Source organism: Tardiphaga sp. 866_E4_N1_4 (assembly GCF_052076075.1).
GTDB classification, from domain to species: domain Bacteria; phylum Pseudomonadota; class Alphaproteobacteria; order Rhizobiales; family Xanthobacteraceae; genus Tardiphaga; species Tardiphaga robiniae.
In genome coordinates this window covers 6,554,077-6,569,808 of the sequence record NZ_CP197242.1, presented here as the reverse complement: position 1 = coordinate 6,569,808, position 15,732 = coordinate 6,554,077, and the positions used below count along the sequence as shown (strand labels likewise).

At 60.5% G+C, this 15,732-nt stretch carries 8 protein-coding genes; 2 read left to right on the top strand and 6 right to left on the bottom strand.

The window, feature by feature from the left end:
* Positions 1-70: 70 nt before the first annotated feature.
* Both AB8B20_RS31425 and AB8B20_RS31420 read right to left on the bottom strand, forming a co-directional pair.
* Entirely contained in the window at positions 71-634 is a 564-nt protein-coding gene (locus tag AB8B20_RS31425) for an acyltransferase (protein ID WP_439070980.1), read from the bottom strand.
* A gap of 137 nt (positions 635-771) precedes the next feature.
* Positions 772-1,248, bottom strand: a complete 477-nt coding sequence (locus tag AB8B20_RS31420) for a hypothetical protein (RefSeq protein WP_439070979.1) — start codon at positions 1,246-1,248, stop codon at positions 772-774.
* 672 nt (positions 1,249-1,920) lie between these two features.
* Here AB8B20_RS31420 and AB8B20_RS31415 point away from each other — a divergent pair.
* Complete coding sequence (locus AB8B20_RS31415; protein ID WP_439070978.1) at positions 1,921-7,281, top strand: DUF4082 domain-containing protein; 5,361 nt, start codon at positions 1,921-1,923, stop codon at positions 7,279-7,281.
* A gap of 74 nt (positions 7,282-7,355) precedes the next feature.
* Here AB8B20_RS31415 and AB8B20_RS31410 read toward each other — a convergent pair whose 3' ends face one another.
* Positions 7,356-7,895, bottom strand: a complete 540-nt coding sequence (locus tag AB8B20_RS31410; RefSeq protein ID WP_439070977.1) for a hypothetical protein — start codon at positions 7,893-7,895, stop codon at positions 7,356-7,358.
* Between the two features lie 218 nt (positions 7,896-8,113).
* Here AB8B20_RS31410 and AB8B20_RS31405 point away from each other — a divergent pair, with 218 nt between their 5' ends.
* The gene (locus tag AB8B20_RS31405) at positions 8,114-9,019 is read left to right on the top strand and encodes a metallophosphoesterase family protein (protein WP_439070976.1); all 906 of its coding nucleotides are present in this window, start codon (positions 8,114-8,116) and stop codon (positions 9,017-9,019) included.
* 38 nt (positions 9,020-9,057) lie between these two features.
* Here AB8B20_RS31405 and AB8B20_RS31400 read toward each other — a convergent pair whose 3' ends face one another.
* The 3 genes from AB8B20_RS31400 to AB8B20_RS31390 all read right to left on the bottom strand — a co-directional run bounded on the left by AB8B20_RS31400 (position 9,058) and on the right by AB8B20_RS31390 (position 15,466).
* A complete protein-coding gene (locus AB8B20_RS31400) occupies positions 9,058-10,371 on the bottom strand; it encodes an HlyD family type I secretion periplasmic adaptor subunit (RefSeq protein ID WP_439070975.1) in 1,314 nt (437 codons plus the stop codon).
* On the bottom strand, positions 10,368-12,113 hold the full coding sequence (locus AB8B20_RS31395; RefSeq protein ID WP_283808862.1) for a type I secretion system permease/ATPase: 1,746 nt from the start codon (positions 12,111-12,113) through the stop codon (positions 10,368-10,370). Before AB8B20_RS31395 ends, AB8B20_RS31400 begins: the two co-directional genes overlap by 4 nt.
* 329 nt (positions 12,114-12,442) lie before the next feature.
* Entirely contained in the window at positions 12,443-15,466 is a 3,024-nt protein-coding gene (locus tag AB8B20_RS31390; protein ID WP_439070974.1) for an Ig-like domain-containing protein, read from the bottom strand.
* Positions 15,467-15,732: the final 266 nt, after the last annotated feature.

The following is a 15,732-nucleotide window of genomic DNA, read 5'->3' as shown; positions in this document are numbered from 1 at the left end:
CGAACATCGGAGATTACCTTAATACGTCAAACGCATAGAAAACACGAATGTGCGATCGCAAACGGTCAAGTCAGACGCCCCGCTGGATGCGGGCCGGCGTGCCGAACGCCTTCTGTCCCTCGCCGATGTCACGGTTCACAAATGAATTCGCGCCGACGACTACCCGATTGCCGATCGTGACGCCCATTTGAATCACGACGTTCGGCCCGAGATAGACTCCGTCCCCGATCGTCGTCGACGCATAAGCGATCGGCTCGGCGCCCATCGACAGCGACCGATTCACCGTGTGATGCGTATAGATTTGCACGCCCGCCGATATGGAACAGTGATCGCCGATGCGAAGGAGACCGCCCGAGCCGTCGAGAATGCAACCCGGCCCGATCCAAGTATGGCGGCCGACTTCCACCTGCCCGAGAACGAGGACGTTGTCGTACATCGTCGTCCCCTCGCCGAAGCTACAGGCCACAGCGTTCTCCGCGCGTTCGCTGAGCAGGTCGCCGATCGAGACCCGGCGATTGAACCGCTGTTTCTTGCGAAGCGACAGCACGCGCAGATAACGCCGCACGCGCATCAGCCACTCATCGGCTTCTGTCTCGTCGGCCAGTTCGCGACCATTCGTAATGGGCGCATTCATCCAGACACCTCCTCCATCACATGCCGAGCAAACCGGCTCACGGCATCATCAATTCGGCGCATCGCACCCGCGAACCCGCCGACGCATGCATGGCCATCGTCGTTTTTCCTGTCTTGCGCAAACGGCGCGCTCGCCATTCAATGCGATGACGCGTCGGACCTTCCCAGCGCAACTTCAATATGGGCCAGGGTGTCCTGATCCTCCAAAAGCCGATTTGCTGCGGATGGCCGTACGGACGCATCGGATCTTTCGGTCGACGTCGTGCCACGGTCCAATTCGCGGTCGGCGCGTCTGATGGCATCAATCATCTGCGGCTTCGAATGCGTCAGAGCCACGATCAGTCCCTTGAAGTAGATCAGACGCAAGTCGGACTGCCTGGCCCCCCGCAGAGCTTCCGCCCGCAGCATCGCATCCAGCGCAGCCGGATAGAACTCTACGATATCGCGGGTCAGGGAGCGCGTCGGCGCGCGCGGCAAAGTCCCATGGTGCAGTATCCACATCACAGCGATCTCAGCGATGCTGAGGTCCAGTTGGTCATTGAGCCCGACGCGCCATGGCAACGGCACCTCCCGGGGATTGGGCCGGCGGCCCTCCTCGCGCGGCAAGGCGACCATGCCTTCGACACGATCGGGTCCCGGCGGCCTGCGTGGCTGGTCCTCTGGACGCATCTCAATCGGCTCTCGAAAGATCCGCCTCGGCAGATAGGCAGCCGATCGCGTTTCAAACCCACGTCATTTTTATTGCAACGTTCTGCTCCAAGGCCGTGTAACGACGCCTTGCCAGACGGCCGGACATGCCAGCCGATGGCCTAGAGCCGGACCTTTATGACATAAAGACATTTAATTTTAAATATGTCAATAAATGGAGCCGCCCGCCTTTTCTCGCATTCCGTTTTTACGAACGACGTGGAAGCATACGAGAATTCCGCGGCATAGCGGGCCTTGGGCGTTCACCGCCTGCAGGGCACAATAAATATGCACACCGCCCTAAATAATCGCGTGACAGATTTAATTTTTCAAATGATAGTTAAATTTATCGACATTAAATAAATCCTTCGGCACGAGGAGATCAAGATGGCGGGTCCCGTTAGCGCAAGCTCCGCGAACGCAAGCATCGATGCGTGGACCACGCAGTGGCAGCAGGCGGCCCTATCAACTCCTTGCGGGTCGTGTACCGGACGAGCCTGCACCGTTTGTTCGATCCGAGTCGGCGGATCCAGCAATGCCGACGGATCGCCATCGGGATATGCACCCAAGGTCCTTGAATACTACAACACGGCGAGCAGCATGCCCGCCGATATCGCGCCCCTCGCGCTCGACCTGACGGCGATGGCCGTGCAGAGCCGCACCGTCGATGCCGCGCCCCAGGGCGGGATGACAACCGCGCCGGAAATCTTCGCGGCGGCCGGCACACCGGCGCCCGCGCAGGCTGCGCTTAATCCCATCGTCCTCGAGAACATGAAGGCCGGCACCCCGGAAAGCGTCTGGCTGTTCGACCAAGCCGACGAGAGCATCGAGGGGTTTGCGGCCCAGTTTACGATCGACCACGGCCAGCGCGTCGATTTCAAGATCAACACCGACGCCGCCGACTACCGGGTCGATATCTATCGGCTCGGCTACTATGGCGGCGACGGCGCACGCCTTGTGAACAGCTTCACAAAGAACCTGTCTACGGCGCAGAATCAGCCCACGCCGCTGTTCGACCCGATCACAAAGCTGGTCGATGCCGGCAACTGGTCCATCTCAGCCTCCTGGGACATTCCGGCCGACGCCGTCTCCGGCATCTATATTGCCGAGCTCACAAGGCTCGACACCGGCGGCCAGAATATGATTCCGTTCATCGTCCGCGACGATGAGGCACCAAGCGATATCACCTTTCAGACCTCCGACACCACGTGGCAGGCCTATAACTGGTGGGGCGGCTACAATCTCTACGGTGGTATCGACGCAGCCGGCCATGCCGGCCGTGCCAGCGCAGTCAGCTACAACCGCCCGATCATCACGCGCGACGGTGGTTATTCGGCCGGTCCTCAGGATTTCATCTTCGGCGGCGAATATCCTGCCATTCGCTGGCTCGAGCAGAACGGTTACGACATCAACTACATTTCAGGCATCGATACGGCACGCGATGGCGCGCAGCTCCTCAACAGCAAGGTGTTCCTGTCGATCGGACATGATGAATATTGGTCGGCCGGCCAGCGCTCCAATGTCGAAGCCGCGCGCGGGGCGGGCGTCAATCTCGCTTTCCTGAGCGGGAACGAGGTCTATTGGGAATTCCGCTGGGAAAATAGCATCGACGGATCCGGTACGCCCTACAAGACGCTTGTCTCATACAAAGAGACGTGGTCGAACGACGACACCGATCCGGGCAATACCACAGGGACGTGGCGCGATCCTCAATATGGCGCCGGCCAGCCCGAGAATGCCCTGACCGGAACGATCTTTACGGTCGACGGCTATCGCCTTGACACCATCCAGATCCCCTATGACCTGTCGCAGTTTCGTTTCTGGAACAACACCGCGGTCGGAGATATCCAGCCCGGGCAGACCTATTCGTTGACGCCGAACTTACTCGGGTACGAATGGGACTCGGATCTCGACAATGGCTACCGCCCGGCGGGTCTGACCGCGCTTTCGTCAACCACCGTCGACGTCAACTCGCTGCTGCTCGACAACGGCAACACGACCGGACCCGGAACGGCCAGCCACAGTCTCACCCTCTATCGCGATCCCGTCAGCGGCGCACTTGTCTTCGGCGCCGGCACCGTCTACTGGACCTGGGGTCTGGATTCGCATCACGACAACGAGGCCACGCCGACCGATCCGAACGTCCAGCAGGCAATGGTCAATCTGTTCGCAGATATGGGCATTCAGCCGCAGACGCTGATGCAGAGCCTTGCCATAGCCTCGCAGTCGACGGACCACGCCGCGCCGACATCGACAATCACCTCGCCCACGGCGAGCGTCTCCTATACTGCCGCACAGCCGATCACGATTACCGGCACCGCCGTCGACAGCGGCGGCGGCACCGTCGCGGTCGTCGAGGTCTCGACGGACGGCGGCGTATCGTGGCACCGCGCCACCGGATTCGAAAACTGGACCTACAGCTGGACGCCGCTCGCCGGCGGCACCTACGACATCCTGTCGCGCGCCGTCGATGATAGCATCAACATGGAAGCTGCCAACACGGGCATGATGATCACAGTCGCCGCGGCCCCTACCACCACGCTATTTTCCTCCTCCGACGTGCCGGCAATCCTGGCCGACAGCGATGTCGGCTTCGTCAATCTCGGCGTACGCTTCACTTCATCTCAGGCCGGCACTATCGTCGGCATCAAATACTACAAGAGCGTAGGCGATGGTGGCACCCATACCGGCTCCCTGTGGAGCAGCACCGGGCAACTTCTCGCCACTGCCATATTCACACAGGAAACCGCGAGCGGCTGGCAGACGGTGACTTTCGCCAATCCGATCTCGATCGCGGCCGGCGTGACCTATACCGCGAGCTATCACAGCAATGGCCAATATGCCGGCACGCTGGACTATTTTACGGCGGCGCATTCGAACGGGCCGCTGACGGCTGCTGCGAACAACGGCTATTACATCTATGACCAAGACACGCTCTACCCGACCCAAGCATCCGGCGGCGCCAATTACTGGGTCGACGTCATTTTCAGCCCTATCAATACAGCCAACCAGGCGCCGGTCGGCACCAATGACAACGGTCTCACCGTTACGCGCAATACGGCGACCACGTTCACTGCGGCGCAGTTGCTCTCGAACGATACGGATCCAAACGGCGATATCCTGAGCGTCACCGGTGTCGGCTCCGCATCAGGCGGCACAGTCAGCTTCAACAGCCAGACCAACATCATCACGTTCACCCCGAACGCCGGCTATACCGGCGCCGCCATGTTCGGCTACGCCATTTCAGACGGCCGCGGCGGGACCGGCTCGGCGATCGTCAACATGACCGTCGTTCCGCCGGCGAACAACGTCACGTTGTTCAGCGCGTCCGATGTGCCGGCGACGCTCAGCGACGGCGACACTTTCCAAGTCAATCTCGGCGTCCGGTTCACCTCGTCGGCCTCAGGCTTCATCACCGGGATCAAGTATTACAAAGGCGTCAATGACACCGGCTCCCATACGGGATCCCTTTGGAGCATCAACGGCACGCTGCTGGCCACCGCGACATACATCAATGAGACCGCGAGCGGCTGGCAGACGGTGATATTTTCCGATCCCGTCGCGATCACGGCGCAGACAACCTACGTCGCCAGCTTCCACAGCAACGGTCACTATGCGTCGACCGGCAACTACTTCACATCCGACCATGTAAGCGGCGTTTTAACGGCGGCAGGCGGCTCAAACGGTGTCTATGCTTACGGCAACGACAACCTGTTCCCCACCAGCACCTTCGGCGCGACGAACTATTGGGTCGACGTGATCTTGAATTCGGGTTCGACCACACCGATAAATAATGCGCCGGTGGCGACGGCCGACAGCGGCTTCACAACGCCGCAGGGCACGCAACTCACCATCGCAGCCGCAGCCCTGGTCGCCAATGACACCGACGCTGATGGCGACACCTTGACGATCACCGGCGCGGGCGTCGGCGTCAACGGCACGGCAGCCTGGATTTCCAACACTAATTCGGTGACCTTCACACCGACCCCAGGCTATACCGGCCCGGCGTCTTTTACCTACGCTATTTCCGACGGTCATGGCGGCACGGCGAACGGCACCGTGTATCTTACGGTCACCGCATCGTCCAACAACCCGCCGGTCGCCACCAGCGATACCGGTTTCAGCACCGTGCAGAACACGGTCCTGAACATCGCCGCTGCCGCATTGCTCGCGAACGATACTGACCTGGACGGCGACACGTTGACCATCACCGCTGCCAATGGCGGCGTGCATGGCACGGCGAGCTTCAGTGCGCAGACCAACACCGTGACCTTCACGCCCACGGCGGGGTATACCGGTCCTGCGTCATTCGTTTACTCCATCTCAGACAGCAAAGGCGGCGTCGCCAGCGGCACGGTCAGCCTCAATATCACGGCGCCGCCTAACAACGCCCCGGTAGCAAATGGCGACAGCGGCTTCACTACCGTGCAGGGTAATGGCTTGACGCTCCAGGCCGCGATCCTGTTGGCCAATGACACCGACCCGGACGGCGACGCCCTCACGATCACCGGTATCGTGGCCGGCAGCGCGACGAATGGTACGGCGACCTACAACGCCCAGACGAATTCGATCTCGTTCGCCCCGACCATCGGCTATGTCGGCGCCGCGAGCTTCAGCTACAGCGTATCCGATGGCCGCGGCGGCACTGCAGCCGCGAATGTGAGCCTGAACGTCATCCCGAGCGCATCGGGCGTCAGCCTGTTCTCGAGCTCCGATACGCCTGCCACCCTGTCGGATTCCGACCCGGCGCAGGTCAATCTCGGCATGCAGTTCGTGACGTCGCAGTCCGGCATGATCACTGGCCTCCGCTACTACAAGGGTGCCAATGATACCGGCACACACACCGGCTCGCTATGGACCAGCTCAGGCACGTTGCTGACGACTGCGACCTTCACGAATGAGACGTCGAGCGGCTGGCAGACAGTGACGTTCAGCAGTCCGGTGACGGTAACAGCCGGCGCCACTTATGTGGCAAGCTATCACAGTAACGGCCACTACGCATCAACCGGCGGCTATTTCAGCACGGCCCAAACCAACGGACCACTCACCGCGCCTGCCTCAGGCAACGGAGTCTTTGCTTATGGGACTAGCAACCTCTTCCCGACGGCGACCTACGGCGCGACCAATTACTGGGTCGATGTGGTGTTCAACGCTGCGACCGGCGGTGCGAACCAGTCGCCGGTCGCGACGAGCGACAGCGGCTTCACCACCGCGAGGAATGCGACGCTCGCGATCAACGCTTCGGCGTTGCTGGCAAATGACAGCGATCCGAACAATGACACCCTCACCATCACTGGCGTCAGCAATGCGGTGAACGGCTCCGCGACATTCGATGCCCAGGCCAATACGATCACCTTCATTCCAACGACAGGCTATACGGGATCGGCCGCCTTCAACTATGCGATCTCCGACGGTCATGGCGGCACGGCCAGTGCCGGCGTGACCCTCAATGTAACCGATCCGACCGCCGTCGTGAGCTTGTTCAGCGCCAGTTCGACGCCCAGCACGGTCACCGTCAGCGATCCGCAAGCGGTCGAGCTTGGCTTTAAATTCCAAGCATCGGACAACGGCGACGTCACCGGCATCCGCTTCTACAAGGGTGCGTCCAACACCGGTACCCACATGGCGGATCTCTGGAGTTCCACCGGCACGTTGCTCGCCAGTGCGACCTTCACCAACGAGACGGCCAGTGGCTGGCAGCAGGTGCAGTTCGCAACGCCGGTGTCCATCACCGCCGGAGCGACCTACATTGCCTCCTACCATACGAACGGCAACTACTCTGCCGATCCGAACCTATTCGCCAATTCGGTATCGAACGGGCCGCTCACCGCGCCTGCTTCGTCGCTGATCGGCGGCAATGGCGTCTATGCCTACGGCAGCGATTCTCTCTTCCCGTCCAACTCCTACAACTCCACGAGTTACGGCGTGGACGTGTTGTTCAGGCCGCAACTGGCGGCCTGAGAACGCGAAGGCACAAGGCATCGACCACAGATCCATGGTCGGCGGTCGTTTTCCGCTGTTTGTCGGCGAGCTACCTACCGTTCGAGCGCTTGGGCGATGCTGCCAAGTACGTCCTCATCGGCGACATCCTTGCCTCCTGCAGGCTGCGACGACGGCAAGGCGGGATCCGGCGGCATCAATGCGCGCGCATCCAACTCGATGGAAGTCCTCGAATTCGCCTGCCGATCGACGCCGGCGCATTGCGAGGCCAGCTGCACCACATGGCGATGCAGATTGCCGAGCACGGATGCGAGTTCGTCGATCCGCGGCATCGCGTCGGTGGCTGCATAATCGACCGGAACCAGGGCGGCTCCTTGCAACATGGACCCCGCGATGGACGGCCGCATAAGATGGCTCCCGCACGAAGGATTGGGTGCTTCGAGCTCGGCGATACGCGAAGCCAGTTCGTGGGACAATCGCTCTAGCCGGCCGAGCATGGCTAGCATGGTGAGCGTATCGGACTGCTGCACGCGCCTCGCATAATTAGCGAGGAATGCGCGGCCCCGCGTCGTTTCCTTCACGGCAGCCTCGATGGCACCGAAATCCTGATGCTGTGCGTCAGATACTGTCGGCATTATCACACCAGTGTCCAGCGGTCGTTGTGACACGGCGACTATGGCAATCAATCCTTAACCGACATCTAAACGAACCATCGGCGTCGGAAATGACGCAGCCGGATATAATTAAATTACTTGAGATCGCCCCATATTAATATAACAATTAAATAACGCGCATTAATTATGATCGATCGCCTATCATGAGACGGACACCCCCGTACCGACAGGATCCGACCGTGTGGAAACCTTCGCATGACGCGAAATCACTGAGCAAAGCCAGCCTCCCGGATGGTATTCGCATCTATGCGATCGGCGACATCCACGGGCGCACCGATCTTCTCAGGCTGCTGCTCGCTCAGATCGAATCGGACGAGGCGCACTATCCCAGCACACGGTCGATCATCGTCTTCCTCGGCGACTATATCGACCGCGGACCCGACTCTCGAGGGACGATCGACCTGCTGTTGGCCTGCGCGCGAGTGCGAGAGGTCATCATCCTGAAGGGGAATCATGAGACCTTCATTCGGCGCTTTCTCGATGCGCCTGAAACTCTGAACGATTGGCGATCGCTGGGTGGTCTCGAAACGCTGGTTTCATATGGGCTGAGGCCGTCTCTCAGTCGCAGCCATTGCGACCAAGAGCGATTGTCACAGGAGTTGCTCGCCGCATTGCCGCCGGAGCATCTCGCATTTTTCGAAGCGCTGCCGTCGTCCTTCACCTGCGGCGATTTCGTCTTCGTCCATGCGGGAATTCGGCCGGGAATTGAGCTGCGCAAGCAGAAGGAAGACGATCTGCTCTGGATTCGCGAGGACTTCCTGCATCACAGCTTGCCGTTCGAGAAATTCGTTGTCCATGGACATACGCCGGTCAACGTACCCGACGTCCGGTCCAATAGGGTGAATATCGATACCGGAGCTTTCGCCACGGGGCGCTTGAGTTGCGTTGTGATCGAGGGGCGCGAAATCACGCCACTTGTCGATATCCGCGACTGGACTGCAGGTAACAGCACCCGAGTTCAAGATGCGCGGGCTAAGCACGACGACGGCATCGAAGCGATACATTGGAGTGGCCGCCGCCGGCGGAACCCGCAAGGAGCCATAAATCCAGGATTCATACATTCAGGAGCCACGCGCCCGCTTTAGTTAACGGCGGTGGCTAGAGTTATGAGGCCGACTTGATGTCACCGCTCCTTAAGCGCGCGCTCCGCCTGCTCCTTCAGCGGCTTGATCATATATGCAAGGGCAGTCCGACCGGGCGTCTGGATAAATACATCCACAGGCATGCCGGGGACCAACTTGGACTCTCCAAGTCGCGCGACCTGATCTGACTTCAGCGACACACGCGCGTTGTAATAGCTGGTGCCGGTGCGCTGATCCTGGGTCAGATCCGCTGACACGAGGACGACGTCGCCTTCGATCTCAGGTGTCGTCCTCTGATTGAGCGCGGCAAATCGCAGAAATGCCGATTGCCCGATATAGAGCTGATCAATATCGCGCGGCGTTATCTTGACTTCAACTGCGAGCGTGTCGTTGTCCGGTACGATGAGCATGATCTGCTCGCCTGGCGATATAACGCCGCCTACCGTATGCACCGCCAACTGATGAACTCGCCCGTTCTGCGGTGCGCGAATGTCGATACGGTTAAGCTGGTCAACCGCAGCCGTCCTTCGTTCGGAAAGTTCCGAAATTTTTGAACGAGTCTCGATCAGGTCCTTGCCGACTTCGGTTCGCAGATCCTGGTCAATTTGGATCGTCTGGAGTCCGATTTCCGAAATCTTGCCTTTCGCCTGCGCGACCATTCCGGACAGCTGGCTTCGCTCACCTTCGAGCCGCGCCGTATCGCGTTCCAGGGCAGTCAAACGCGTGATCGGCACAAGGTTCTTCTGCCAGAGAGTCCGGACGCCTTCAAGCTCCTGATAAATGAAGTTGACCTCTTTCTGCTTTGCTTCGAGCTGGCCGGTATATCCCTTTATCTCGTCCTGAAGCTGGGAGCTGCGTTCTCTGAGCTGGGACTTCTGTCCGGTGCGCGACAGTCGTCGGAGATCGAACAGGCTTCGCTCGGCGGTAATCGCGCGGGCAGCTTCGAATTTGGCATCCTTCGCGCGTTCAAGCAGAACGCCCGGAAATACGATCTGGTCTGCGCCGTCACGCTCTGTCTCCAGACGTGCCTGCCGCGCCTGCAATTCGTCGAAACTCTTTGTAATGATCGTTGCGTTTGCGAGCGTCAGGGTTTCGTCGAGGCGCACCACAATATCGCCAGCCTTGACGCGATCGCCTTCCTTCACGCGCAGTTCGCTGACGACACCGCCCGTCGGATGCTGCACCTTCTTTACGCTCGAATCGACGACGATGACGCCCTGTGCAACTACCGCTCCCGACAGTTCGGTGGTGGAGGCCCACCCGCCGATGCCGAAAGTAACCAGGACGACCAGGATTCCGCCGGTGATCATATAACGCTGGATCGAATGGAGCGCCGAGTTACTTGCATTGGTCATCCGCGATCTCCCACCACCTTCAACGGGGTCGCAGTCCGCAACACCTTCGTCAGCACGTCTTCCTTCCTGCCAAAGGACTGCACTTTGCCCTCTGCTATCACCAGAACATGATCGACCCCATCCAGCGCCTTCGGCCGATGCGCGATCACCACAACGATGCCGTTGCGGCGACGCACAGTGAGAATGGCTTCGGTCAATGCCGCTTCGCCGTCGGCGTCGAGATTGGACGTCGGCTCATCGAGGACGACGAGGAAAGGATCGCCGTAGAATGCACGCGCGAGCCCGATGCGCTGCCGCTGACCGGCCGAGAGCGCCATGCCGCCCTCGCCTATCTTGGTGCCGTAGCCGTCGGGGAATGACAGGATCAAGTCATGCGCGCCCGCCGCGCGCGCCGCTGCCAGGACCGCCTTCGGATTCGCATTGGGGTCGAAACGGGCGATGTTGACGGCGATGCTGCCGTCAAATAGCTCCACGTCCTGTGGCAGATAGCCGATATGCTTGCCGAGTGCTTCCGAAGACCATTGCCCCAGCGCGGCGTTGTCGAGAGTGATCCTACCGCGCATCTGCGGCCACACGCCGACGAGCGCGCGCACCAGCGACGACTTTCCGGACCCGCTCGGGCCGATGATTCCGAGGCCCTCGCCCTTCCTCAGATTGAACGAGACGTCGTGCAGAACGACCCGGTCAGATGCCGGCGCGTTGACATAGACATTTTCCATGGCAATCGCCTCGACCGGGCTCGGCAGCGCCAACGGCTCCTCCTCTTTCGGGAGCAACGTCAGGAGTTGTTCGAGCCGCTGTCTTGACTGCCGCGCGCTCACGAAGCCTTTCCAATTGGCGATCGCAAGCTCAACGGGCGCCAGCGCGCGGGACGTTAGGATCGAGCCGGCGATGATGATGCCTGCCGTCGATTCCTGATTGATGACAAGGTATGCGCCGACCGCAAGAACGCCCGACTGTAGGATCGCCCTGAAGGCTTTGGATGCGCCACCCAGACCGCTGGCGACGTCGCTCGCAGCTTCATTCGCCGCAAGATACTTCCGATTGGCTTCATGCCAGCGCGCAGCCGCCAGCCGCCGCATGCCCATTGCATGAAGCGCCTCGGCATTGCGTCGTCCCTCTGTCGCTACCGAATTGCGCACAACGGCGAACTGCGCAGAGGCCTTGGCGGGCCCTTGCGAGCGAATTTCGGTCAGCATCGTGATGGCGACCAGAACGAGGGCGCCGACCAATGCTGTCACGCCGATCCAGAAATGGAAAAGAAAGCAGATGCCGAGATAGACCGGCATCCATGGGATGTCGAACAGTGCAGATGGGCCGCCGCTCGCCAGAAAACTGCGCACCTGATCGAGATCGCGGACGGGTTGCAGGCCATCGCCGTCCCCGCGTGTCTTCAGCGGCAGGCGAATGACGGCATCGAACACGCGGCCGCCCAGCGTCTCGTCGAGATGGCGCCCCATGCGCGCGCTGATGCGGGTGCGGATGAGATCGAGGCCGCTCTGGAACAGATAAAGCAAGATCGCGAGCGCCAGCAGCGCAATCAGCGTCGGCACGCTCCGGCTTGGCAAGACACGATCATAGACCTGCAGCATGAAAAATGAGCCGGTCAGCATCAGGATATTGCTGACGCCGCTGAAGATCGCCATCGCCCAGAAAATCTGGCGGCAAGAACTGAGAAATCCTGCAAACTCCGACCGCGGTACAGCGTAATCGTCGCTTGACCTAGTTTTGCCCGAGAACATGGTCAGCCGGGCCGTCTCCACGAAATTAGAGAGCGTTTTTGGCGTCGAAGACGACTTGGCATTCAAGGACGGCTTAGGAATCGCTCCATTCGACGGCATCGGCTTCTTCGGATCGGTTGCCCGCTTCACGTCCGCTTTATTACCTATGCCGAAAAAGCGCGACAATCCCGCAAAGCTCGGAGCCTTGTTCAATCGTGCCCGCTCCGGCGGGGGTGTTTCCCCCCGCCTTCCAAAGTTAATCATTGTAGTCCCCCTCGGGACGCATCGATCCAGATCCCATTGGATCGATGCGTCAACTGGTCCATCGCGCACGGAGTGCGCCTAGGTCGTCAAGCGAAGTGGAAGTCCGATTTGTCCAGCGCGCCGATCTTCGTGTTCTTTAACGTGAGCGAATCGTGGCCCGACGCGATCACGACATCCTGACCACTTTGCGTGGCGTGAGACAGGACATCCGCGAAGTTGTCGAACATGCTCTTGCTGAATTGCACAGTGTCGTGCGACCAACCGCTGGCTCGAAAATCCTTAATCGTATCGTTTCCGAAATTCGGAGCGAATACGAACGTATCCGGGTGTCCGTTGCCGATAAAAATGTCATCGCCCGACGTCCCCTTGAGCGTATTCCCACCGGAAGTGCCAACAATTGCGCTTCCCGAACTTGACACGACCTGACCGGATTTATCGAGCTCCTTCGCAGAGAAGGAGTGTACCGAGCTCTGTGAAACCGACCCGGTCCAGTAACTCCAATCGCCATCCGCCTTCGCCTTGACCGAACCGATCTCCTTCGTTCCGTCGAAGATCTTGATCTGGCTATAGGCGTCGGCCGTTCCCTTGATGACCACCGAGCCGTCAGCGCCCTGATACACCTTGGTGAGGTCGATCCCTGCTGACGAAGCCGGAGAGTCGTTCACGGAGATTGCCTTGGCCACGGATGCGACGCCGGTGTTGCCGGCGGCATCCGAGGCGATCGCCGCGAACTTGTGATCGCCATTCGACAGGTGCCCGGGGTCGAAGCTCCAGGTGCCGTCGGCCTTGGCAGTCGCCTCACCGATCAGCTTTCCGGCATCGAAAAGCTTGACCAGACTGTTCGCCTCGGCCGTGCCCTTCAGCGTGACATCGGCGACCGTGGTCGGGCCGTTCAGGGCCTTGCCGTCCGCCGTGAAGACTCCCAGCGACGGCGCATCCGGTGCATGCGTATCGACGGTGACCTTTGTCACCGCGGACGCCGCGCCGGTCTGGCCCTTGCTATCGGTCACTTTGGCGGTCAGGCTGTGCGAGCCGTCGTTCAGCGCTGCGGTCGTGAAGCTCCATGCGCCGCTGCTGTCCGACTTGACCGTACCGAGCTTCTGCGCCCCGTCATAAAGAGTGACAGTACTGTTCACAGCTGCGCTGCCGTCCAGCTTCAGCGTGTTGTCGCTGGTGATACCGTCGCCCACCTTGCCGGTGTCGTTAGAGAAGGACGCGATCTTGGGTGCCGATGGAGGGACCGGGGTCGTGGTGGATGTAACGTTGACGGTCAACGCGGCGGATGTCGTGCCGATGTTGCCGGCCGCGTCGGTCGCCTTGGCTGTCAGCGTGTGGTTGCCGGCCGCGAGGCTGCTCGTGGAGAAGGTCCACGCACCGTCAGTGCCGGCTGTGACGGTCCCGATCTTGGTGTTGCCGTCATAAACGGAAACCGTGCTCTTGGCTTCCGCTACGCCCTTCAGGTTCAACGCCGAGCCGCTGGCAACGGATGTGGGCAGGCTCGCAGCCGCGCTCGCCCGCTCGCTCGCCGAGAAACCGGCGCCGATGGTCGGCGCGACTGGTGCTGTGGTATCGACCGTGATCGCCACCGCCGACGAAGCGGAGCTGGTCTGCCCCGAGCTGTTGGTCGCGGTTGCGGTCAGCGTGTGCTTTGCATCGCTGAGGGCCGGCGTGGTGAAGCTCCACGACCCATTGGCCGCGGCCTTCAACGTGCCAATCTGTGTCGCCCCGTCATAGACCTTGATCGTGCTGTTGGCGGCAGCGGTGCCGGTCAGCGTGATCGTGTTGTCGTTGGTGATGCCGTCGCCCTTCGTGCCGGTGTCTTCAGAAAAGGAGGAAATGACTGGCGCACCCGGCTTTGTTGACGTCGGCGGAGGCGTCGTCGTGTTCGAGATCGTGACCGGCACGGCAGATGACGCATTGCCCGTATTGCCGGCCGCATCCGTCGCCTTGGCGGTGAAGCTGTGGTTGCCGGTGGCGAGATTGGCCGTGGTGAACGTCCAGGCCCCGTTGCTGCCGGCGGTCGCGGTACCGATCTGCGTAGTGCCGTCATAGACCTTGACGGCGCTGTTGGCTTCCGCAGTGCCGGTAAGCACGGCCACATGAGAGGCAGCCAGTGCCGCCGCCGAAGTGGACACGGCCACCGTGGGCGCGTTCGGCGCCGCAGTGTCGACCACGACCGAGCGCACGGCCGAGGCGGGGCTCGTCCCAGTCGAATTCGTGGCAGTCGCCGTGAACTTGTGGGTGCCGTCGGCGAGCGCGCCGCTGGTGAAGCTCCAGTTGCCGCTGCTGTCGGCGGTCGCTGTGCCAACCAACTTGGTGCCGTCGAGAACCTTGATGGTGCTGCCGGCGGTCGCGATGCCCTTCAGCGTAATCTTGTCGGCATTGGTTGTGCCATCGCCGATCTTGCCGCTATCGGGCGACCAGGAGGTGATATCGGCGACCAGATCTTGCACCGGTGGCGGCGTCGTGGCGCCGCCTTCCACGGGGAACGGCGAAGCGATGAGCGCGCCCGGAACGAGCTGGCCATTCACGATGGTCGCGTAGCGCACGTTCTCCCACTGGGTAATGTGGATGTTGGCAGCGATCTCCTGAATAAGCAGAGGATCGTATTGGAACGGGCCGACGAAATAGACGTCCTTGAGGGACACAGTGATGTCCTGATTGTCCGCGGCAATGCGCAGTCCGATCGGGCCTCCCTCGAACACCACATTATTCAGCGTGACCGTCCCACCGTAATTGTCGGCGATGAAGAGACCGGCCGTTGCGTTCTGATTGTGGGATACGATCGTCGAATTAGTGATGGTCACATTGCCCGAGCTGCCCGGGCTATAGGCTTGAATACCATCGGCGTGGTCACCCGCCAACCCCGTGGTCTCGAGATATGAGTTATTGATCGTGATGTCGCCGCCGCCCCCGATGCGAACAGCTTCTCTTGAGCTGACGCGGACCGTGTCCAGCGTGAATGAGCCGCCACCGACGATCGACGTCGCGCCGCTTGTATCGGTGATGCTTCTGTTCGAGAGCGTCCCGCCGTCCTTAACTACAACTGGGCCCGAAGTGGTAACGCCACTAAAAATCGGGTCATTCCAGCTCAAAGGAATTCCTGCCATTCCAAATCTCCAAGTAGTCTCTGATAGTCCCCGAGCTCGCGACTAAGAGTCCCGAGGGACGATGCTCCACATGCACCCCAATGGCGCATCGTCAGGAATCGTCTTTGGTGGCTGGCAGAGGCTTTTTTGGGACAACATCACGGCCCACCCAAGGTGATTTTCGCGAACCCATTTAAACCCTCACAAAGCCTGTAAAATGGCGAAGTAATAAAATAGATCGCTATTCGCAGCACCGACGATGCCTAAAATAAACCTCCCCGATTGCC

Excerpts from the sequence above, each read along its gene's own strand:
- AB8B20_RS31425 (WP_439070980.1), bottom strand. The coding sequence starts at position 634 with ATGAATGCGCCCATTACGAATGGTCGCGAACTGGCCGACGAGACAGAA.
- AB8B20_RS31420 (WP_439070979.1), bottom strand. The coding sequence starts at position 1,248 with ATGGTCGCCTTGCCGCGCGAGGAGGGCCGCCGGCCCAATCCCCGGGAG.
- AB8B20_RS31415 (WP_439070978.1), top strand. The coding sequence starts at position 1,921 with ATGCCCGCCGATATCGCGCCCCTCGCGCTCGACCTGACGGCGATGGCC.
- AB8B20_RS31410 (WP_439070977.1), bottom strand. The coding sequence starts at position 7,895 with ATGCCGACAGTATCTGACGCACAGCATCAGGATTTCGGTGCCATCGAG.
- AB8B20_RS31400 (WP_439070975.1), bottom strand. The coding sequence starts at position 10,371 with ATGACCAATGCAAGTAACTCGGCGCTCCATTCGATCCAGCGTTATATG.
- AB8B20_RS31395 (WP_283808862.1), bottom strand. The coding sequence starts at position 12,113 with ATGTTCTCGGGCAAAACTAGGTCAAGCGACGATTACGCTGTACCGCGG.
- AB8B20_RS31390 (WP_439070974.1), bottom strand. The coding sequence starts at position 15,466 with ATGGCAGGAATTCCTTTGAGCTGGAATGACCCGATTTTTAGTGGCGTT.